The following is a 20,789-nucleotide window of genomic DNA, read 5'->3' as shown; positions in this document are numbered from 1 at the left end:
GATACCCCATGCCATACGAGTTCCGCCTGCCCGCTGACGTCGCAGTCCCCGAAATGGAAGGATTCGTTGTGAATTGGTTCAAGGACGAGGGACAGACGGTGCAGGCAGGCGAACTGCTGTTGGAAGTCCAGTTCGAAAAAGTGACGTTCGAAGTTTATGCCCCGGTGAGCGGGGTGCTGGTCAAGATCCTCTGTCCTCAGGGGCAGGTGGTAAGGGTCGGGCAACCGCTCTGCCTCATCGAAGAAGAGGCCACGGTGGAGGCCGGGGGTGGCGAAACCGCGACGCCTCCGGCCCACGCGCCAGAGGAAGCGGCCCACATCCCCGGTGAGACGGAGCACGGCTCCCGGGAGACTATAGTGGATCGCCAGGACACCGGGAAGAGGGAGGATGAGGTCCGGGCCACCCCGGCGGCCCGGCGGCTGGCCCGCGAGTTGGGGATCCCGCTGGAGGCAGTCCCGGGTTCCGGCCCGGGCGGTCGCATTACCGAGGAAGATGTGCAGGCCTTTGCTCGCCGTTCCGCAGGGTCGTCAAGTGGTGATGTTACTGGATCAGCCGCGTCGGCCGCGACCCCCGGAGCGTTTGGAGTTACCACCGAGGCAGATACCGGCCCCCAGCGAGTGCCCCTGACCCCGACCCAGCGCCTAGTCGGTGCGCGGATGCTCCAGAGCCTGCGAGAGACCGCCCAGTTCACGGTGGGGCGGGAGGTCGATGTCAGCGCCTTGGCCGCACTCCGGGCAGAGCTGAAGCGGGCGGGTTCACCCGTTACCATGACGGATTTTATCCATCGGGCCGTGGTCCTGGCGCTTGTGGAACATCGTGAGCTCCAGGCCGTTTTGGATGGGGACGAGCTGGTCCTGCCTGCTGCGGTGCACCTGGGATTCGCTGTCGCCCGCGGCGATGACCTACTGGTACCAGTGATCCGAAACGCCCAGAACCTAAGCCTGAACGAACTGGCTGCCGAGCGGCGTCGTCTCACCGAGGCAGTGCTACAGGGCCGTATCCGGCCCGATGAGCTCCAGGGTGGCACCTTTACGGTCACGAACCTGGGTACCTATGGTATCGATTTCTTCACCCCGGTACTCTATCCACCCCAGTCGGCAATCCTGGGTGTCGGGCGAACGGTGGAGCGACCAGTCCTGGAAGGTGGCAAGGTCCGCCCAGCGCACGTCCTAACCCTCAGCCTTACGGTGGACCACCGCGTGATCAACGGTGCACCTGCGGCCCGGTTCCTAGCCCGGCTGGCGGAGCTTCTTTCCCGACCTGAAGCCCTCTTGGGGCCGGAAGGGCGACCCTAAAGACTGTAGTTAACCCAAAGGAGTGGTTTCCTTGGAGTATCAAATTGCTATCCTTGGGGCCGGTCCAGGCGGTTATGTGGCGGCCATCCGGGCCGCCCAGCTGGGAGCCAAGGTAGCGGTAATAGAACAAGATGCTTTAGGTGGTACCTGCCTTAATCGCGGATGCATTCCCACTAAAGCCCTCCTGGCTGGTGCCTCTATAGTGGAGACTATAAAGAAGGCGAGCTCCTTTGGAATACAAGTGCAAGGGTACCAGGTTGATTACAGTCGTCTGGTGGCCCGCAAGGACACAGTGGTAAAACAACTGCGCCAGGGTATCAGCTACTTATTCAAAAAGAACAAGGTGGATCTCTTCCCTGGCAAAGGTTATCTCACCGGCCCCCGGCGGGTGGCGGTCACTGGTCCCGGTGGCGAAGTCCAGGAGATAGAGGCCCAGAATATCATCCTTGCCACCGGGTCAGAACCAGCTCTGCTTCCTGGCCTTGGCTACAATGGCCGTACTGTAGTAACTAGTACCGAAGCTCTGGCCTGGGATAGCCTGCCAGAGAGTATAATTATCATCGGTGGTGGCGTTATAGGGTGCGAATTTGCCACTCTATTTAACACCTTAGGTGTCAAAGTAACCATAGTGGAGCTACTGCCCTCCATTTTGCCTATGATTGACAGCGAGCTATCCCGGCGCTACCAGATGCTCCTTAAAAAGGCTGGTGTAGAGGTTAAAACCCAAGCCCGGGTTACGGCAGTAGAGGAGGAAGGCGAACAAGTTAAAGTAACCCTGTCCAGCGGCGAAACTTTAATTTCTGCTAAAGTGTTAATTTCCATTGGCCGGAAGTTTAACACTCAAGGGCTGGGGCTAGAAAATGTGGGAGTAGCTCTAGGGCCTAAAGGGGAAATCGTGGTAGATGATTACCTGCGCACCAACGTAGAGGGCGTATACGCCATAGGAGATGTAACGGGTATGATACAGCTGGCCCATGTGGCCTCGGCCCAGGGTATTGCGGCTGTACAAACTATACTTGGGCGTCCGACCAAAGTAAACTATGATGCTGTGCCCAGTTGCATTTTTACCTCTCCGGAGATTGCCACCGTAGGCCTTACCCAAGAGGAAGCAGAAAGGCGGGGATTTAAGGTTAAAGTAGGCAAGTTTTTCTTCTTGGCCAGCGGGAAAGCGCAAGCCACTGGAGAAACAGAGGGGTTAGTGAAGATAGTAGCTGATGGTTCTAGTGACAAGGTTTTAGGGGTTCACATCATGGGCCCCCATGCTACAGAGCTTATTGCCGAAGCAACTCTTGCTGTAACTCAAGGAATCAAAGCTCAAGAGCTAGCTGCATGTATCCACGCCCATCCCACCCTCTCCGAGGCTGTAATGGAGGCGGCGGAAGCAGTCCACGGGCTAAGCATACATTCTTAGGCCCTCTTAAGGCTTGTAGCAACAAGAGCTACTTGCCTTTTAAGCCCCAAGCTGAGCAAGTCGGATTGGGGGTTGACGTTACATCGAGCACGATAAGATAATAGGAAAGAAAATCAACAAAATCACCAGCTCTACTTGACAGCTTCCTTAGAGCACCTTAGCTTGACGTTTCCCCCAGGCTCCATGGTATAATGAAGTTGCACGTAAATTAGGGTGGAGTACTATGGGCCGGGACATAAAGGTGGTGGCGGAAAACCGCAAGGCCCGCCACGATTATTTTATCGAAGAAACCTTAGAAGCAGGTATAGTGCTTACAGGAACGGAGGTAAAATCCCTCCGCAGTGGCAAAGCCAATATCCGTGATAGCTTTGCCCGCGTGGAAAACGGAGAAGTTTTCCTTTACGATATGCATATAAGCCCATATGAACAGGGTAACCGTTTTAATCACGAACCCAAGCGGCCGAGGAAACTGCTTTTACACAAGCATGAAATACGCCGACTCATTGGTAAAACCCGAGAAAAGGGTTATACGCTTATCCCTTTAAAGGTTTATTTTACTACCCAGGGTAGAGCTAAAGTGGAACTGGCCCTAGCTAAGGGTAAAAAACTTTACGATAAGCGGGAAGCCATCCGTGAGCGGGATGCTAAGCGTGAAATAGAAAGGGCTTTCCGCGACCGGCAAAGATAACTAAAAGCTCAAGCTAAAGCAGGCTAGGAGCTAAAAGTGAGGATAATTGGGGTATAATATCTCTAGCTATATTTTAGGGGTCTGCATTATAATATATTTTGGATAATGATAATTTAACGTATAACTTTGTAGCGTGGGGGCGTACTGGTTTCGACGGGGGAAGCATTGGCAGGAGTTGCCAGGCGAGATCCCACCTTCTCGTTAAACGGTGGACCCCAATAAGTGCCAACGAAGAACTAGCTCTGGCTGCCTAAACTAAAGCGGCCACATCCACCCGGGTCTAGCCCGCAAGATCTGGAGTGGGTGTAATCTATAGCGGGCTATCCCTAGGGCCTCCGCCTTGCGGGCCCAGGGAGAAATTTAAAGCAGGCTGGCCCCGGAGGCACCTAGTTTCCGGGGGGCGCCGGGGCGAGATATAAAGCGGAAACTATCCTGGTAGACGCTCCTGTGGGTGTTCCTTCGGACGGGGGTTCAACTCCCCCCGCCTCCACCAGGTGGTAAGCGGACGCGGAAGCATCCGCTGTTTTTGTTTTTAAGCTGTAAGGTTCACTCCTCCGGCAATACCCACAAATAGTCTTTCTTGAAGCATACCTCTACCATAGATCCAGGATTTAAACTTAAGTCCCGGAAGACGTAACTGGGGATCTCTAGTTCAGCCTTTTCTCCTGAATCCTCTAGCTGTAAAAACACCAGGTGGCTGCCGTAGCTGTCCAAGATACTAACCACCTGGGCGGGAAGGACATTAACCTGCACCTTAGCCCGTAAAGGACGACCCGGCCGGATTATCATAATCTCTCTAGGGCTTATCCCAAAAACTACCCTCTGCCCTAACCGGAAATCTTCTTTAGAAGGCAGTTCTAGGGTTAAACCCCGAAAGGTTTTAACTACCACCGTTCCAGGGTTAATTTCTACAATATGACCGTGAAAGATATTAGAGCCAGCAAAAAGCCGGGCCACACCTAAGGTGTGCGGGCGGTAGCATATTTCCTCCCGAGGGCCCACTTGCTCCAGTCTCCCTTCTAACATAACCCCTAAAATATCAGCTAATAGAAAAGCCTCCTGCAGGTCATGGGTAACATGGATCACTGTATTTTTTAAAGTTGAAAAGACTTCCTTAAGATAAAAGATAAGTTCCCGCTTTATGAAATTGTCCAGGGCGGAAAAAGGTTCATCTAACAAAATGACAGAAGGTTCCACGAGCAACGCCCTAGCCAGAGCCACCCTTTGCTTTTCTCCACCGCTTAAAGTTAAAGGAGAAGGCCTGTCTAACAAGTGCTCAATCCTGAGGAGCTCGGCTAACTCCTTCACCCTGGCTCGGGCTTTCTCCAAGGGTATCTTGCGGGCCCGGGCTCCAAAAAGGATATTGTCCAAGACGGATAAATGGGGAAAGAGGGCCAAGTTTTGGGGAAGATATCCTAGGTTCCTTTCCTCTGGCCGGGCCCGGGTAATATCCCGGCCCGCCAATAGGATAGTTCCCTTTTTAGGGGTGTACACGCCAGCGATGGTGTCCAAAAGCAACGTCTTCCCGGCACCAGAGGGTCCTACAATAACTAAGCATTTTCCTTGTTCTACTTGAAAAGATATGTCTTTTAAGCGAAAACCCTGTACTTCTACACATAGGCCTGATAGGGTAAGGCTCAAAGGTAAGTTCCCCTCCTATATAAGTAACGTACAGAAAGAAGAACTAAACAGGAAAGAATTAAAAGGAACCATATAAGGATAACCGCCTTCTCTATCCGCACGCTGGCTAAATTTAAATAAATAGCGATGGGGAGGGTTTCCGTTTTAAATTTAGTGGCTCCGGCCAAAGTTACAGTAGCACCAAATTCCCCTAATGCCCGGGCCCAGGCCAAAATGAAAGCGGAAAGTATCCCCGGCCGGGCTAAAGGAAGGGTGACCCGCCGGAAGGCCCCCCACTTGCTTTCTCCAAGAACGCGCGCGGCTATCTCAAAATGGGGATCGATGGTCTCAAAGACAGCTTTAACTAAACGTATAACCAAGCTCAAGGCTATGGTAGCCTGGGCCACGATTATTCCAGCTACAGTAAAAACTACTGGAAAAAGATATTCTTGTATCCACAGACCAAGGGGGGTATTGAAAAATATCAACATTACTGCCCCTAGGGCTACCGGTGAAATCACTGTCGGTAGATCCAGCAAAGTATCCACTAATACCTTACCCCGGAAATTAGTACGAGCTAGAAAATAGGCGATGGGCGTGCCTAGAAATACTGCGATCCCCGCTGCGCAAAAAGAGGTCTTTAAGGAAAGCCCTAAGGCAAACTGGATTTCTTTGTCTTTTAGGCTATCCAGTAATCTACCGGGAGTTAAGTAAGTGATTTGAGAAAAAAAGAGAAGACCTAGATAGGCCACTATTAGGGCCACCAGGCCTACTAACCCTATATGAAAAGGATCCGGTCTTCTTACCATGGGGATTTTAGCTTATACTCCCCTCCTACTGGCGCATGGGGGGCTAATTTCCGGGCTTCCTCCTCAGTAGTTATATACCCCCATTTTTTGAATACGCTTTTCCCTTCCTCAGAGGTCAAATACTCGATAAATTGGCGCGCTAGGTTTTCTTGCTTAGTGTACTTAGAGATAGCTACGGGTATATATCCGATACGAGGCACTTTTTCGGGTGGGAGAAAAATAGTTTGAATTTTGTCGGGTTCCCAGGAAGCAAAGACTTCCCAACCCAACGCTGCATCTACTTGCTTTAAGGCCACAAGATTAGCTACCTTTTCACAGCTTTCCGCATAGGTGACTATATTTTTCTTGACCTTTTCTGCTAATCCTTCTTTCTCCAATATCTCTGCACCATACAACCCTACACACACGGTATCAGGCCGGGCGAGGGCTACCTTTAGTCCAGGCTTAGCTAAATCTTCAAGTTTTTGGATGTTTTGGGGATTCCCCTTGGGTACATTGATGGCAGGAAGTAAATAAACAACTATCCTTTCTGTGGTGGGGTCCACTACTCCTTCCTTCTTGGCTATTTCCATAAAGTCGGAAGACCCTGGTAAATAAATGTCTCCTTGCTGGGATAATTTCATCTGGCTTAAAACAGTTCCTGAGCCGCCGAAGGTAAGGCGTACCTTTACACCTGTCTTTTCTTGGAATTTATTCGCTATCTCCTCTAAAGGGGGCTTGCTAGCTGCTCCAGCAAAAACTAAAAGCTCCCTTTCCGGTAGGCTTAAGCTCTTCTGGGTAGTTAAGCACCCCGGAAGAAAGATAAGCCCAAATAAGGCGAGTAAAAAAGTTGCTAAGGTAATAAGTAATCCTTTCCCATCCTGCTTGTTCACTTTATAATACCCCTCCCAAGGCAAAATTAAAGCCCCGGCTCGCAAAGGATACCGGGGCACTTGTCCACTAGGCAAGGCCTTTCTCCTTTCCGAGCGTAGGGAGGCATGCCCGTTTCCCGGCATACCCCGTGGGTTCTTTAGGAACCCAGGCCGGCTACCATAGGCCGTTTTTCGCCCGTAGGTTCGACCGGCTCGGAGAAAAGCTATTTAAGTATTATCTTTGTTATTGATTATAGCCTAGTCTTTTAGGCGAGGTCAATGGAGAATCTATTTAAAGAGAAACTAAACCTGATTATAGGTAAATCACAAAGTAACCCCTGATTTGAAAATAGCTATCTCGCGATAACCCATGATTTCTGCTTTGACGTGCTGGCCGGAAGCCACCTGTAAGACACGTTCTAAAAGCTTTAAGGCTAGTTCCTCCATCCCCTCACCCTCCAGTATCTGTCCAGCATTAAAATCAAACCAATGGGGTTTTTTAAAGTAAATTGTACTGTTGCTGGCGACCTTTAAGGTAGGCACGCAGGTACCGAAGGGTGTACCCCGGCCGGTGGTAAAAAGGATAATCTGGCACCCGGCGGCGGCCAAGGCGGTGGAAGATACAAGATCATTACCCGGTGCGCTTAAAAGGTTTAACCCCTTAACCCGGCACCGTTCACCATACTCCAGTACATCCACCACCGCAGAACTTCCGCCTTTTTGGACACACCCTAGGGATTTTTCCTCCAGGGTAGTGATCCCGCCCTCCTTGTTGCCTGGTGAGGGATTTTCATAGACTGGTTGGCCGTGGTCAAGGTAGTATTTCTTCCAGCTATTTATAAGGTGGACGATCTTTTTAAATACATCTTTATCGATAGCCCGGCCCATAAGTATAGTTTCAGCACCGAACATCTCCGGCACCTCAGTCAAGACTGCTGTACCGCCCTGGGACACAATATGATCAGCCACCAGGCCTACAAGGGGGTTGGCGGTGATCCCGGAAAAAGCGTCTGAGCCGCCGCATTTAAGACCCACTCTAAGTTCAGTTATAGGGCAAGGGATTCTTTCAAATTCTGCCGCGTACCGGGCAAGCTCACCCAGAAGCTTTAGGCCCTCCTCCAGCTCATCTCCTGCTTCCTGGGCTACAAGGAATTTCACCCGCCGGGGATCGAACTCTCCTAAGGCTTCCTTAAATTCCTCCATCCTATTGTTCTCGCAACCCAGGCCCAACACCAGTACCCCACCAGCATTCGGGTGATGGCAGAGGGAGCTTAAGAGCTTCCGGGTGTTGGCATGGTCTTCCCCTAGCTGGGAGCAGCCATAAGGATGCTTAAAGGCGTAAAACCCGTCTATGTGGGAAAGACTGAAAAAACGCTGGCGAGCTAGCGCAGCTAAGTTTTCTGCAAGTTGGTTTACACAACCTACAGTAGGGATAATCCAGATTTCATTACGTACCCCCACCTGTCCATCGGGACGGTAGAAACCGGAAAAAGTAAGGTTTCCTTTATTATCCTGGCCCTTGACCTCGAAAGCTAAGGTTGACTGGGGATTATAAGTGTATTCCTGTAATTCCTTAAGACCGCTAATGAGATTATGGGTGTGAATCCATTCACCAGGCTGGATAGAGCGGGTGGCCCGGCCAATGGGAAATCCGTATTTTATTACTTCCGCTCCTTCCGGGATGGGGCTTAAGGCAAATTTATGGCCGGACTTTATGGCATTTAGGAGCTTAACTTCATATCCTCCTACCCGGATTACCTCGCCTGCTGGCAAGGAAACTAAGGCTACAGCTACGTTGTCCCGTTCGTGTATGTGTAAGGCTTTGCTCATAAGAATATCACCTCAAATGAAGGTAGGGTACCCCCGATAGATAAAGTAAGGCCCTCGCTTGTAATCTTACACCAAAGTAGCTGGCTAGAAGTTTTCCGTACCTCGGCCATAACTAAGTAAGGCCCTGGTCATAAACCTGTGCAGTCGGTAGGTTAATAACAGTATCTAAGTGCCCTATCGATTTAGTAAATTGTCAGTTCTACGGGGTGGCTAACCATAGCTCATCCCAGAAACGCTGCTAAAGCCGCCTCTGTCCCACGGCTCATTATAATCCCCAGATACCGGGCCAGGAGATCCACCAGCCCAGGAAGTGGAGTTAAATCCTGCCCCCAAATATCGCTCCTCCGTAGGATAAACCTTGCCACCTCACAGAGGCTCCCTTCCGTCCCCTGGTACTTTTCCCAGGCTTCTTGCCAGAAGGCAAGGGCTTTGGGATCATCCTCAAGGGTAAATTCACCTTTGAGGCGCTGTCCATAGAACTTTCGCCCGCTAATCTTTCCTTCTTTGAACAAATAAGCCAAAGCAGCCAAGGAGAAAACTAGCCTTAGCGGAAGGGCCCCCTTTCTTTCTAAGTACCCCAGGATAGAAGGTAAAACCCTGGTCTGGTATTTGGAGGTGGTATTTAAGAGAATGCTCTGCCAGTAATGGATGATATAAGGATTACGGAAGCGCTCCAGAACTTCCCGCGCAAATTCCTTAAGCATCTCCATATCTAAATCCATAGAAGGAATAATCTCTTCAAATATAGCCTCTTTCATAAAAGAACCCCAGACCGGATGCTCTACAGCTTCCCTTACCGTATCTACTCCAGCTAAAAAAGCGGGAGCAGCAGTAGCTGTGTGAATCCCGTTTAGTATTCTAACTTTGCGCGTGCGATAGGGGGTAAGATCCGATGTCCAAATTACATTGAGCCCGGCCCGGTGGAAAGGTAGCTTCTCCTTTATTTCTTCTGGCCCTTCTATTACCCAGAGGTGAAAAAGCTCCCCCACAACCATGAGATCGTCCCGGTAACCTAGCTCCTGGGCTAGCATTTCTGCCCGGTCACGGGGATAGCCAGGTACTACCCGGTCCACCAGGGTATTAAGAAATAGATTATACTGGTCCACCCACTCCCGGAACTCTACAGGCAAGCCCCAATCCTGGGCTAACTGTAAAACAATACGCTTAAGGTTGTCCCCATTTCGGTCAATTAGCTCGCAGGGTAAAAGGATCATCCCTTTTGGGGGATCGCCTTGGAAGTGCTGGAACCGCCGGTAAAGGAAAGCCGTAATTTTGCCGGGGAAAGAGCGAGGGGGATTTAGCTCTAGCCTATCTTCGGGATCATAAGCGATGCCTGCTTCTGTGGTGTTAGAAATTATAAACTCTAGATCTGGATTGGTCGCGCAAGCTAAAACCTCTTCCCACTGGGTATAGGAGTTTAAGGCCCGGCTTATGGAGCCTATTATCTCCCTCTTCTCCACCAACTTCCCTTCCTGGTAGCCATAGAGGAGGAGGGTATACAACCCATCCTGCTCGTTTAACTTATCCACCAAGCCTTGGGGCAAAGGTTGTACTACCACCACCCGCCCGTTAAACAGGCCCTCTTTATTTAGTCTATGGAACATCCAGTCTACAAAGGCCCGCAAGAAGTTTCCTTCGCCGAATTGGATGACCCGCTCCGGCAATCCTTCCGGATATTCGCTTACTTCTAAGTTGGATGGAAAAGGAAATCCTTTTCTAAGTAAGATCTTGTTTAAAGGTTGCAACTTGCTTCGCCTCCTATTGTTCTAAGGTTTGAAAGCGCTTTCTATTTTTACTACACTTATTACCTCACTTTAAGTTCGACGAAACCCTAAAAATCCCTGTCTTAAAGCAAGAGAAAATAGGGGTAACCTATAAATGGATCTGACCTAAGGTTTTTCCATCCTTCAAAGCCTTAAGATAAACAGAGTTTTCATCTATGAGAGCTACGGTGGCCCCTTCTTGGCCTTTAGGTAAAGCGGGGCTGCCGGGATTTAATAAAACAATCCCTTCTACCTTTTCCAGGGCGGGTACGTGGGTATGGCCAAAGATAAATATATCTACCCGGTACCGCTTGGCCAGTTCCACCATTTCCGCCTTATCCATACCCTGCCCATGAGTAGCGATAAGGCGAATATACGGGGTCTGTACCAGCACCATCTGACTCTGCAAAGGCCACTCTAAGACTAATTGATCTACATCAGCATCGCAATTGCCCCGGGCTATAAGTACTGGTACCTGGGAAGCATTAATGCGCTCGGCCAGTTCCGGCGGGTGGTAGGCTTGAACTAAAGGATTGCGCGGCCCATGGTACAGCACATCGCCTGCATGTACGATTAAATCCACCGGACCCCAAATTTCCAAAGCCTTCTCCCACGCTGCAACATCTCCATGGGTATCGCTGATCACACCGATTCTTTTAAGCTGGTGCAAAAGCCCCACTCTCCTTTCTGCACTATAATCTCCTCCTCAAAATAAAATAAACCAGCAGAATTTAAAAACCGGAATTAAGAAAAGGAGCAAAGCTAAAATGCAGGCTAGCAAAATGATCCTTATGTTTGTCGGTGATTATGTAGAAGACTATGAAGCCATGTTCCCTTTTCAAGCTTTAACCATGTTAGGATATATCGTACATACTGTTTCCCCTGGAAAACAAGCCGGGGAAACAGTAAAAACCGCTATTCATGATTTCGAAAAGGAACAAACTTACAGTGAAAAACCCGGTCATAAGCTCCTTCTTACGGCCACTTTTGATACCATTGAGCCCCATAGGTATGCCGGCCTAGTTATCCCTGGGGGTCGCTCACCTGAGTATTTGCGCCTGAACGAACGGGTGCTAGAAATCACCCGCTACTTTTTTGTAACCAATAGGCCCGTAGCCGTTACTTGCCACGGGCCCCAGATTCTGATAGCCGCCGGCGTACTTAAGGGTAGGCTTTGTACAGGTTATCCCGGCCTTAAGCCTGATCTTATCTTAGCCGGTGCTATATGGGGTGAAGTAGACGAAACTCTATCTAACGTCTATGTCGATGGCAACCTGGTCTCTTGTGCCTCGTGGCGTGGTAACCCGGAATGGATGCGCCAATTTGTAAGGCTTCTTACTAGTAAGAGTTATGGATTTTAAGGTTTCCTTTGGGATAAGGACGGCCAAATTTTTGGAGAAGCCCCTACAAACGGATAAGATATCTTAGAAGTAAGTAGCTTTTAGTCAGCGCTTCTCCTTTTACAAAGGCTTTCCTAACAGGCTTCTATCAGTTCCAGATCCACCTGCCGGGCCTCTACACTAACTCTAACCACTTGTACACGGACGGGTTGCCCGATTCTAAAGCTACGGCCCCGGTGCTGGCCCACTAAAGCTAACTGTTCCTCCTGGAATTGATAATAATCGTCGGTTAAAGTAGAGATGTGGACCAACCCTTCCACGGTATTTTCTAGTTCCACAAAAAATCCATAGGGCGCCACTCCGCTTATAATGCCGGAGTACACATCGCCTAAGCGGCCCTTCATAAACTCCACCATTTTTAAAGTTAGGGATTCCCTTTCTGCCTCCTCCGCTATTCTTTCCTGTTCTGAAGCATGTTCAGAAGCCTTTGCTACAAATTCCTTTAATTTCTCTATCCTCCGGGGATGTATTCTGCCCTTAGATAATACCTCCCTTAAGATACGATGTACCACTAGATCTGGATAACGCCTAATAGGGGAAGTGAAATGGCAGTAATACTTAGAAGCTAGTCCAAAGTGGCCCAAAGCTTCTGGAGCGTAACGAGCCCGCATAAGGGAGCGGAGGACTACAGTGTGGATCACCCGTTCTTCTGGTCTACCTCGCACCTGTTCCAGTATGCGCTGCAGGGCTTTGGGGTGCACCCGGCCTTCTCCGTCTCGCCGCACATAAAACCCAAAGTGACCTAGGAAGGTGTTTAGCTCTTCCAGCTTGTCCGGCGCCGGTTCCTCATGTACCCGGTAGATAAAGGGAACCTCTAGGTAGTGCAAATGCTGGGCCACCACTTCATTGGCCAGGACCATGAATTCCTCAATTATCCTTTCGGCTATGCTCCGTTCCCGTTTAAGGATTTCTACAGGGCGGCCTTCGTCATCCAAAACTACTTTGGCCTCCGGGAAATCGAAATCTAAAGCGCCACGCCTTTTCCTCTTCTCCACCAGGATAAGGCAAAGCTCTTCCATCACATGGAAATCATCTGCCAACTCCCGGTAACGCTCTAGCAACACAGGATCTTTATCCACCAGGATCCGGCGCACGTCCGTATAAGTCATCCTCTCGCGTACCCTGATGACAGAAGGAAATATATCATAATTGATTACCTCGCCCCGGGGTGAAACCTCCATGACCACAGACAAAGTTAAACGGTCAGCCCCTGCGTTCAGGCTGCAGATGCCGTTGGAAAGGCGGGGCGGTAGCATAGGGATAACTCTATCTACCAGGTAAACGCTAGTACCCCTGCGGTAGGCCTCCTTATCCAGAGCGCTATCTTCTTTCACATAATAACTTACGTCAGCTATATGGACACCCAGGAGGTAGTTCCCGTTTTCTAGGCGCCGGATAGATACCGCATCATCTAGATCCTTGGCATCTTCGCCGTCTATGGTGACTATCCGCCAATCCCTCAGGTCGCGCCTGCCTACTAGGTCTTCCGATTCCACCTGTTCTTTAATTTTCTTGGCTTCCCGTTTAACGGCCGGGGGAAACTCGGGTTTTAGATCATATTTTTTCACTATAGATAGAATATCGATCCCTGGAGCTCCAGCAGGGCCCAGCACCTCCACCACCCTGCCTTCGGGGTTACGCCGGCCGTCCGGCCAGCGAGTTATCTCCACCACTACTTTGTCCTTATGCCGGGCCCCTTTACTTTCTTCCAGGGGGACAAAGATATCTTGGTGCAGATGGGGGTCATCAGGAACTACAAACCCTAAACGCCGGTTACGTTCATAAGTACCTACCACCCTGGTACAGGCCCGCTTTAGAACCCTTATTATCTCCCCTTCCCGGCGCCTAAGGCCCTGATAGGGGAGAAGACGGGCCAGTACCAAGTCCTGGTGCATAGCTCCTCCTAGGTTAGCCGGGCTGATATATACATCCTCCCCCTTATCTAAAGGGGAAAGGAAGGCGAAACCCTTAGGAGAAACTTGGAGGAAACCCGCCACCAGGCCCATCTTGGAAGGCAGCCCGTATTTGTTCTTCCTGGTGCGTACCACTTTGCCCTCCAGCTCTAGCCCCTGAAGGATCTCCTTCAAATCCTCATAGGAGCCGCCCAGAACCTCGTGGAGCTCCTCGAGGGTAAGGGGTTTATAACTATGTTCTTCCATAAGTTGTAAAAGCTTTTCTGCTGTTACAGTCCCATTCAACCGCTTTGAGCCTCTCTTTTGTTTTCCCAAGAGTTCACACCAACCTTATTAAAGGCCTTACTCTTTCTTATTTAGTAACCTTTAGGGCCCCTTACACGTTTTAACACTACAATGGGTGTTTGCTCGTCTTCGTTACCAAAGGGATTATCGCGCAAGGCTTCTTGTACAGCTTCTAGGTAAGCTTTGTTGGTTATGCCCAAGATATCTACACATCCTAGATCATTTACATCAGCAATCACTGCCTCTGCTCCAGTTGCTTTTTTGATCTCCTGGACCACCTTCTGGGGCTCCCGGGGTCCCAAAACAATGTGCCGCTCGTAAGGATACATGGTACCAGCTATATCATCGATTAGGGCCAGTTCCCTTCCTGCTACTATATAAAAATACCCCTTGCGGCGCAAGAGCTTACCTATTGCGGCCGCCGCACATCCAGCCAGAATGCGAAACCGGCCTACTTCCTGGATGGCCAATTGCATGGCTGCCGGTGTAGCCAGGCTACCTGATTTTCCTGGGAAGCGGCATAGGAACCGCGCCAGCCAGCCTGGCTTAACATTTTCTGGAAGGATAGCCCGGCCCTGGGAAATGGCCACTACACTTTCGGCCAAAGCGATAACATCCCCTGAAGTGGCGATACCTTCTGTATACTGCTTAGCTACTTCTACTATATTATCTTCTTCCGTGATAATGTGGGTACGGATAGGAATCTTAGCCGCAAAAGTAATAGGAGGCATAGGGACTTCCCCCATCCTTTAGTGTTGTCCCTTAAATGTAAAATGATAAAAAGCGCTCAAAGTAGCTAAGGTTAACTTGCGGTGGAAGTAAGGGTTACGGAGGATACCCTCGTCCACCCAGTTGGTGATAGTTACTGTTTCCAAAAGAAGGGCGGGGATTTCTCCTAGGTCAGCTAGTTCATGACAAGGCTCTATTCCCCTTCCAGGCACCTTGGTTTTAGAGGTGATGGCTTCTAAAACCATGCGGCCTAAAACTTCTCCTCCTTTAACCCGGGGATTATATCTTACAGCTGCGCCACGCACCTTCCTATCCATGCTTCCATGGGTATGTATACTTAAGAAGAGAGCAGTCCCCGGCCCTGCCTTCTTTATTCGTTCCTCCCAGGAAGGGTTTTCTTCTCCCTCCCTCGTTATCACCACCTCAACCCCCAGGTGTTTTAAAGCAGTAGCGAATTCCTGGGCTGTAGTCCATACTACATCCTTCCCCCAAAGGTTTACCGGGCCCCGGTAGCCGGCATCTGGACCGCCGTGGCCTGGATCGATAACTACCCGGCGGCCTTGATAAAACTCCCTCATGGGCCTACGGCTTATGTGGACTATCGCCCTGGCTGGCAAGCCTCCCTGAGCCGTGGCAAAACCTTCAGCCGGAACCTCTAGATGGATGAGGAAACTAACCTCCCCCGCTCCTTCTTCCTGGATGAACACTTGCCTTACGATCCCATCCCGCACCTCTAAAGGGCCAGCGAACATATTAAGCTTCCCCCGGGCTTTAAGCCGATAAAGGTAAGGATCTTCAGCCACCAGTTCAAAAGGAAAAGGGCCTGTGGCTTCTACCACTATTAAACTCTCATCTTCCCCTTCTTCTTGGATTTGTAGCCGGCTAAAAATATTAGTGAAACGAGGCAGTTCTTCCATAACCGGCCGCCTCCTAACTTTCTTAGCTATAGCTTAAACTACTAAAAATTTCTTCTTATCGCTACACAGAAATTATATTATTCCTCTTTTGCTATTTTTACAACACCAAAATCCTAAGGAGAACAAGTTAGAGAAAAGCTTTCTTTTTCTTTCCTTGAGACGATATAATACAAGTGGGTAACTTGGCGGGAAGCCGGGGGAGATTATAGGGGAGGTGACAGGTGCAGGCTCTTAATTTTAAAGGAGCCTTTGGGCACCGCATGTTTCATGGATATTTCCAGCATCGTTGGTTTGTCCTTAGCTGTACTTGCCCTTCTGGGCGCTATATTGATGGAAGGTATAAGTCTTAGTGGGATGTTAAACTTGCCGGCTTTGGTCATAATCCTGGGCGGTACCATCGGTGCCACCATGTTCTCTTTCCCTATGCGGGAGATCCAACGGGTTCCAGCCCTTCTGATTAAAACCTTTACCCGGGATAAAATCAACATAGATGAACTCATCGATAATCTAGTTCGTTTAGCAGAAATAGCTAGACGCGAGGGACTTTTGGCTTTAGAAACCTATGCCAATCAAGAAGAAAATCCCCTCTTAAGAAATGGCTTGGGGTTCGCCATTGATGGTATAGATCCTGAGGAGATACGCCGGGTCATGGAAAATGAAATTTTCCAACGGCAGCGCCAAGCTAAACAAGCAGCTGCTATCTTTGAAACTGCCGGGGGTTATGCGCCCACCATGGGGATCATAGGTACTGTAGTGGGCCTTGTGCACGTGCTAAGCAATATAAGCGATGTGAATCAACTCGCCGGATCCATCGCGGTAGCTTTCCTAGCCACCTTCTATGGGATTACCAGCGCTAACATCTTATGGCTACCCATTGCAGCCAAACTTAAAGCTAAGGCGGCAGAAGAAGTGGTAGCTAATCAGATAATACTCGATGGCGTCTTAGGTATTGTACAAGGCAAAAATCCGCGTCTTATCCGGAGAGAATTGGAAATACTTAAACTCCAGGAAAAGCCGTCCCCTGAGCGGCGCCGGGAAGAATAAAGGAGGGATGCCAGTTGCCTTCCTGGGACAAGATGGATCCAGAGGAGGGCCATGGTGGGGGACACGAAACAGCTGGCATCATGCGCTGGCTCTTGACTTACGCCGATCTGATTACCCTCCTCATGGCTTTCTTCATCGTAATGTATGCCATTTCTAAAGTAGATATAGTACGATACCAGCAGCTTGTTCGGGCCCTAGCCCAAATTTTTACCGGGGGTTCGGCTATGATTTTGCCTGAACTAGGCGGTGGTTCCTCGGTAGTCCCACCTGAGGAGCCTGGTGACCCCCTCGCTTCCCTAGCCGCAGGGGTAAGCGAATACATCGCTGAGCAGGGGCTTAAAAATGAAGTCTTCATTACCATAACTGAACAGGGAGTTATAATAAGCTTCACCGGCTCTGTCCTCTTCGATAAAGGAGAAGCCAAGCTTCGACCGGAGGCCCTTCCTATTTTAAATAAAATCGCAGCCCTTTTAAAAACAGTACCCAACTACGTGGGCGTTGTGGGCTCTACCGACGATTTGCCCATCAATACCCTTCAGTTTCCTAGTAACTGGGAACTTTCCGTCATCAGAGCCACCACCGTAATACGTTACCTCACGGAAAATGCGGGCCTGGAACCTACCCGCTTTGTAGCCTTAGGTTATGGAGAATACCATCCCCTCTTTCCTAACACTAACGAGGAAAACCGTAAAAAGAACAGGCGCGTGGATATTATTATCTACAAGCATAATCCCTTCGTAACTGGTAATTCAAACCGAAATCCTGCAGGTAAGTCTCCCTCACCTTAAGAAAGGCTGGCTGATCATGAGCAAAATCGAACCCTTGTACGATAAGCGCTATCAATGCCTCTTCTGCCAGGAGAAGTTTACCAATAAAAAGGTACGGTTAAGTTTTATACGCCAAGTAGGGCGCGATACTGATTTCTGTGGCTATTTTGAGGGGGAAAATCCTTACTTTTATGATGTAGCTGTGTGCCCCTATTGCGGATATGCTTTCACCGCGAACTTCGGACCGGTGAAAAAAGAACGGCGAGAAATTATTGCAGAGCAATATATAAAAAAGATCAGGTACAAAGATTATACTGGCCGGCGGGATTTACCCACGGCCATTAAAGTATATAAGCTAGCTTACCTAACTGGCACTTTAAATCAAGAAAAAAGTTCCCTCCTGGCCGGCCTCTGCCTGAGGCTAGGCTGGTTCTACCGGTATAATCACGAAGCTGAAGAAGAGCGCCGCTACCTCCGCCGGGCCAGCGAACTCTATCAAGAAGCCTACGCCCAGGAAGATACCAAGACGACCGAAGAAGCCCACCTGTGGATCTATCTCATAGGTGAACTAGAGGGAAGGCTGGGAAATTATGTTGTAGCCCGCCAGTGGCTCAGCCGCCTCCTACACATACATAACTTGGAGCCTTATCTCCGCAACTTAGTTATGGAGAGGTGGGATTATTATAAGGAGAAGATCGCCGAAGGCGACGCGGAAAAGCAATAAGGGGCGCCTTCCGCCCCCTTTTATTACCCATATAGCGAAGTTATTACTTTACTTATTACCCTACTGGTCCTTTCCCTCGTGACCCGTCCAAGGGAGCCTTTTATTGCTCGTATAGTGAGTTATTTCCTCTAAGTTATAGGCCTAATTCCTCAGCTATCCCCTTCATTGCCTCTAAGCCTAAGGCCAAAAATTCCTCCAGGGACAACCCCAGTTCTCGGCAAGACGCTATCTGTTCTCGCTTGGCACCCCGGGCGAAGGATTTCTCGTGGTACCGGTTGAGGAGAAAAGGTACATCCACGGGTGAAAGCTTCTTTTCTGGCCGGATGAGGGCAGCAGCCACGATAAGCCCTGTCAGAGGATCGCTTGCATACAACGCGCGGCTTAAGCCATCCTCCCGGGGAAGACCATGGGCTTCGTTATGGGCCTTTACAGCATAGACAATCTCAGGGTCCAACCCTTCTCGCTCCAAAATCTCCCCACCTACCAAGCTATGCCGTAAGGGATCCCCTTTTGTTTCCTCATAATCTATATCGTGGAGGAGCCCAGCCAGGCCCCATTTATCCTCATCCTCGCCGAAATGCCTGGCCAGGGCTCGCATAATAGCCTCCACAGCCAAAGAGTGCTTGATGAGGTTGGGGGTCTTTAAATACCGATGTAGAAGCTTTAGAGCATCCTCCCTTTGCACAACAGAACACTCCTAGGTCTCTTTCCAAGTCATTACACGAAAAGCCTAGCTAACACTAAGGTTATGGTACTGATAAGCTTAACAAGAACGTGTAGGGAAGGCCCTGCCGTATCCTTACACGGGTCTCCCACTGTATCTCCTACCACTCCGGCCTTATGAGCCTCTGAACCTTTCCCTCCATAGTTACCTAGTTCAATAAACTTTTTAGCATTATCCCAAGCCCCGCCCCCGTTATTAAGGAAAAGGGCTACAATAACCCCTGTAATAGTCCCTATCATAAGGAAGGCCGCCGCAGCTTCTGCTTTCAAAATCAAGCCCACAAGTATGGGAGTTACCACCACTACCATACCTGGTAATACCATTTCCTTTAAGGCCCCACGGGTTACGATGTCTACGCAGTTCCCATACTGGGGCCTGGCTTTGCCTTCCATAAGACCGGGGATCTCTTTAAACTGGCGCCTTACTTCTAGAATAACATATTGGGCTGCCCGCCCTACGGCTCGAATGGCTGCAGAGCTGAACAGGAAAACCATCATGGCTCCGATAAAAGCGCCTACAAAAACCTCTGGCTTACCTATATCTACCGGAAAATCACCCTTTATGTTTAGAAGTAGCTTTACTTCGTCGATATAGGCGGAGAACAGAAGGAAGGTGGCCAGGGCTGCACTGCCGATGGCATATCCCTTGGTCAAAGCCTTAGTAGTATTTCCTGAAGCATCCAGGCGGTCTGTACGGCGGCGCACCTCCGGGGGTGCCCCGGACATTTCCACTATACCACCAGCATTATCGGTGATAGGACCATAGGTATCCATGGCCAGGATGTAAGCAGCCGTGCTTAGCATACCCATGGTAGCTACAGCAGTACCGTATAACCCCCCACCTGGAAGACCGCTTTGTACACCCAGCCAATAAGCTCCTAAAATAGCCATAGAAATGAAGATTACCGGCAGGGCTGTGCTTTCAAATCCCACAGCCAGGCCTGCGATAATATTGGTAGCCGGCCCAGTTATAGAAGCCCGGGCTATCTCCCGTACAGGCCGGTAATCATAAGAAGTGTAATACTGGGTGAGAAAAACAAAGATATAGCTAAGAAGAATACCGATAACAGCAGCACCGTAGAAATATAAGAAATTGACCCCTGGCCCGCTCAGCATGTAGCGAGTCACAGGATAAAGACCTGCTATAGCCAATATCGTAGTTACGAAATATCCCCTGTTTAAAGCCGACATGGGATCTCCTTCTTCTCTACCACGCACAAAAAACATACCGACTATGGAAGCCAGTATACCGACAGCACGGGCTACAAGGGGAAAGATAATTCCTTTGGCCCCGAAGACGGGAACCAGACTAATCCCCAAGATCATGGCTCCAATATTTTCTGCTGCCGTAGATTCAAAGAGATCTGCACCACGGCCGGCACAGTCACCCACATTATCTCCTACTAAATCAGCTATAACTGCCGGGTTACGGGGATCATCCTCTGGTATACCAGCTTCTACCTTTCCTACTAGATCGGCTCCCACATCAGCAGCCTTGGTATAAATGCCCCCCCCTAGCTGGGCAAAAAGGGCGACGAAGCTTGCGCCGAAACCAAAACCTACTATCTCTAAAGGAGCCTTATCAGGATGAAGTAAACCGCCAAAGGCATAGAACAATAAAGCCACTCCTAATACGCTTAAGGCAGTAACCGCAAGCCCCGTAACTGCTCCTCCTCGAAAAGCTACTACCAGGGCTTTATTAAGGCTATGCCGGGCACCAGCTGCTACACGTAGATTAGAACTTACTGCTACATACATCCCTATATATCCTGACAAGGCTGAAAAGGCAGCTCCCGTAATAAAGGCGATACCTGTATGATACTGGCGGGTAAGAAAGCCTAAAACCACAGCCACAATTATGGCCAGACCAGCTATGGTACTGTACTGCCGGTTAAGAAAAGCCATGGCCCCTTCTTTAATAGCGCTGGCGATCTCCTGCATTTCTTTTGTCCCTGTATCTTCCCGCAGGACAGAGATTGTCATGTAGGCAGCAGCTAGTAAAGCCAGGAAGCCTACTACT

18 protein-coding genes, 1 other RNA gene, 1 pseudogene and 1 riboswitch are annotated in these 20,789 nt (G+C 49.8%); of the genes and pseudogenes, 9 read left to right on the top strand and 11 right to left on the bottom strand.

Features of this window, described 5'->3' with window-relative positions; all coding sequences use genetic code 11:
• Positions 1 to 8: 8 nt before the first annotated feature.
• The 5 genes and pseudogenes from B9A14_RS18190 to ssrA all read left to right on the top strand — a co-directional run.
• Positions 9 to 488, top strand: a pseudogene (locus tag B9A14_RS18190) (biotin/lipoyl-containing protein); the annotation flags it as partial.
• Between the two features lie 129 nt (positions 489 to 617).
• Complete coding sequence (locus tag B9A14_RS17630; RefSeq protein WP_231967988.1) at positions 618 to 1,295, top strand: dihydrolipoamide acetyltransferase family protein; 678 nt, start codon at positions 618 to 620, stop codon at positions 1,293 to 1,295.
• Between the two features lie 31 nt (positions 1,296 to 1,326).
• Positions 1,327 to 2,706: a dihydrolipoyl dehydrogenase gene (gene lpdA, locus B9A14_RS02495; protein ID WP_084663702.1), complete on the top strand. Its 1,380-nt coding sequence runs from the start codon at positions 1,327 to 1,329 to the stop codon at positions 2,704 to 2,706.
• 223 nt (positions 2,707 to 2,929) lie between these two features.
• A complete protein-coding gene (gene smpB / locus B9A14_RS02490; protein ID WP_084663700.1) occupies positions 2,930 to 3,394 on the top strand; it encodes an SsrA-binding protein SmpB in 465 nt (154 codons plus the stop codon).
• 135 nt (positions 3,395 to 3,529) lie between these two features.
• Positions 3,530 to 3,887: a transfer-messenger RNA gene (ssrA, locus tag B9A14_RS02485) on the top strand.
• Between the two features lie 53 nt (positions 3,888 to 3,940).
• Here ssrA and B9A14_RS02480 read toward each other — a convergent pair.
• From B9A14_RS02480 to yfcE, 6 genes are all read right to left on the bottom strand, one after another.
• The gene (locus tag B9A14_RS02480) at positions 3,941 to 5,035 is read right to left on the bottom strand and encodes an ABC transporter ATP-binding protein (RefSeq protein ID WP_084663698.1); all 1,095 of its coding nucleotides are present in this window, start codon (positions 5,033 to 5,035) and stop codon (positions 3,941 to 3,943) included.
• A complete protein-coding gene (locus tag B9A14_RS02475) occupies positions 5,032 to 5,823 on the bottom strand; it encodes an ABC transporter permease (RefSeq protein WP_084663696.1) in 792 nt (263 codons plus the stop codon). Before B9A14_RS02475 ends, B9A14_RS02480 begins: the two co-directional genes overlap by 4 nt.
• Positions 5,817 to 6,695: a molybdate ABC transporter substrate-binding protein gene (modA, locus tag B9A14_RS02470; RefSeq protein WP_197686549.1), complete on the bottom strand. Its 879-nt coding sequence runs from the start codon at positions 6,693 to 6,695 to the stop codon at positions 5,817 to 5,819. Before modA ends, B9A14_RS02475 begins: the two co-directional genes overlap by 7 nt.
• A 66-nt stretch (positions 6,696 to 6,761) precedes the next feature.
• Positions 6,762 to 6,905: riboswitch (molybdenum cofactor riboswitch) on the bottom strand.
• Between the two features lie 93 nt (positions 6,906 to 6,998).
• Entirely contained in the window at positions 6,999 to 8,504 is a 1,506-nt protein-coding gene (locus B9A14_RS02465; protein ID WP_084663694.1) for a UxaA family hydrolase, read from the bottom strand.
• Between the two features lie 221 nt (positions 8,505 to 8,725).
• Positions 8,726 to 10,249: a tagaturonate reductase gene (locus tag B9A14_RS02460; RefSeq protein WP_084663692.1), complete on the bottom strand. Its 1,524-nt coding sequence runs from the start codon at positions 10,247 to 10,249 to the stop codon at positions 8,726 to 8,728.
• A 127-nt stretch (positions 10,250 to 10,376) separates the two neighbouring features.
• A complete protein-coding gene (gene yfcE / locus B9A14_RS02455) occupies positions 10,377 to 10,937 on the bottom strand; it encodes a phosphodiesterase (protein WP_084667012.1) in 561 nt (186 codons plus the stop codon).
• A gap of 97 nt (positions 10,938 to 11,034) precedes the next feature.
• Between yfcE and B9A14_RS02450 the strand changes: the two genes are divergently transcribed.
• The gene (locus B9A14_RS02450; protein WP_084663690.1) at positions 11,035 to 11,628 is read left to right on the top strand and encodes a DJ-1/PfpI family protein; all 594 of its coding nucleotides are present in this window, start codon (positions 11,035 to 11,037) and stop codon (positions 11,626 to 11,628) included.
• A gap of 113 nt (positions 11,629 to 11,741) precedes the next feature.
• On the opposite strand, the gene rnr is transcribed toward B9A14_RS02450, so the two are convergent.
• The 3 genes from rnr to B9A14_RS02435 form a co-directional block, all read right to left on the bottom strand.
• On the bottom strand, positions 11,742 to 13,865 hold the full coding sequence (rnr, locus tag B9A14_RS02445) for a ribonuclease R (protein WP_269456755.1): 2,124 nt from the start codon (positions 13,863 to 13,865) through the stop codon (positions 11,742 to 11,744).
• Between the two features lie 71 nt (positions 13,866 to 13,936).
• Positions 13,937 to 14,596 (bottom strand): coenzyme F420-0:L-glutamate ligase, encoded by a 660-nt coding sequence (locus tag B9A14_RS02440; RefSeq protein WP_084663686.1) that lies wholly within the window; start codon positions 14,594 to 14,596, stop codon positions 13,937 to 13,939.
• An 18-nt stretch (positions 14,597 to 14,614) separates the two neighbouring features.
• The gene (locus B9A14_RS02435) at positions 14,615 to 15,511 is read right to left on the bottom strand and encodes an N-acetylmuramoyl-L-alanine amidase (protein ID WP_084663684.1); all 897 of its coding nucleotides are present in this window, start codon (positions 15,509 to 15,511) and stop codon (positions 14,615 to 14,617) included.
• Positions 15,512 to 15,760: 249 nt separating this feature from the next.
• Between B9A14_RS02435 and B9A14_RS02430 the strand changes: the two genes are divergently transcribed.
• From B9A14_RS02430 to B9A14_RS02420, 3 genes are read left to right on the top strand one after another with little or no spacing between them, the layout of a single operon-like run.
• Positions 15,761 to 16,555: a flagellar motor protein gene (locus B9A14_RS02430; RefSeq protein WP_231967878.1), complete on the top strand. Its 795-nt coding sequence runs from the start codon at positions 15,761 to 15,763 to the stop codon at positions 16,553 to 16,555.
• A 14-nt stretch (positions 16,556 to 16,569) separates the two neighbouring features.
• Positions 16,570 to 17,343, top strand: a complete 774-nt coding sequence (locus B9A14_RS02425) for an OmpA/MotB family protein (RefSeq protein WP_084663680.1) — start codon at positions 16,570 to 16,572, stop codon at positions 17,341 to 17,343.
• A 16-nt stretch (positions 17,344 to 17,359) separates the two neighbouring features.
• The gene (locus B9A14_RS02420; protein WP_084663678.1) at positions 17,360 to 18,046 is read left to right on the top strand and encodes a DUF2225 domain-containing protein; all 687 of its coding nucleotides are present in this window, start codon (positions 17,360 to 17,362) and stop codon (positions 18,044 to 18,046) included.
• Positions 18,047 to 18,179: 133 nt separating this feature from the next.
• Here B9A14_RS02420 and B9A14_RS02415 read toward each other — a convergent pair whose 3' ends face one another.
• Together B9A14_RS02415 and B9A14_RS02410 are read right to left on the bottom strand one after the other, a co-directional pair.
• Positions 18,180 to 18,731, bottom strand: a complete 552-nt coding sequence (locus tag B9A14_RS02415; protein ID WP_084663676.1) for an HDIG domain-containing metalloprotein — start codon at positions 18,729 to 18,731, stop codon at positions 18,180 to 18,182.
• A gap of 32 nt (positions 18,732 to 18,763) precedes the next feature.
• Positions 18,764 to 20,752: a sodium-translocating pyrophosphatase gene (locus B9A14_RS02410; RefSeq protein WP_231967986.1), complete on the bottom strand. Its 1,989-nt coding sequence runs from the start codon at positions 20,750 to 20,752 to the stop codon at positions 18,764 to 18,766.
• Positions 20,753 to 20,789 lie beyond the last annotated feature (37 nt).

It is taken from the genome of Thermanaeromonas toyohensis ToBE, from assembly GCF_900176005.1.
Classification (GTDB): Bacteria; Bacillota; DSM-521; order Neomoorellales; family Neomoorellaceae; genus Thermanaeromonas; species Thermanaeromonas toyohensis.
Note: the sequence above shows the minus strand (reverse complement) of the source record. Positions and strands in the feature narration are given on the sequence as shown.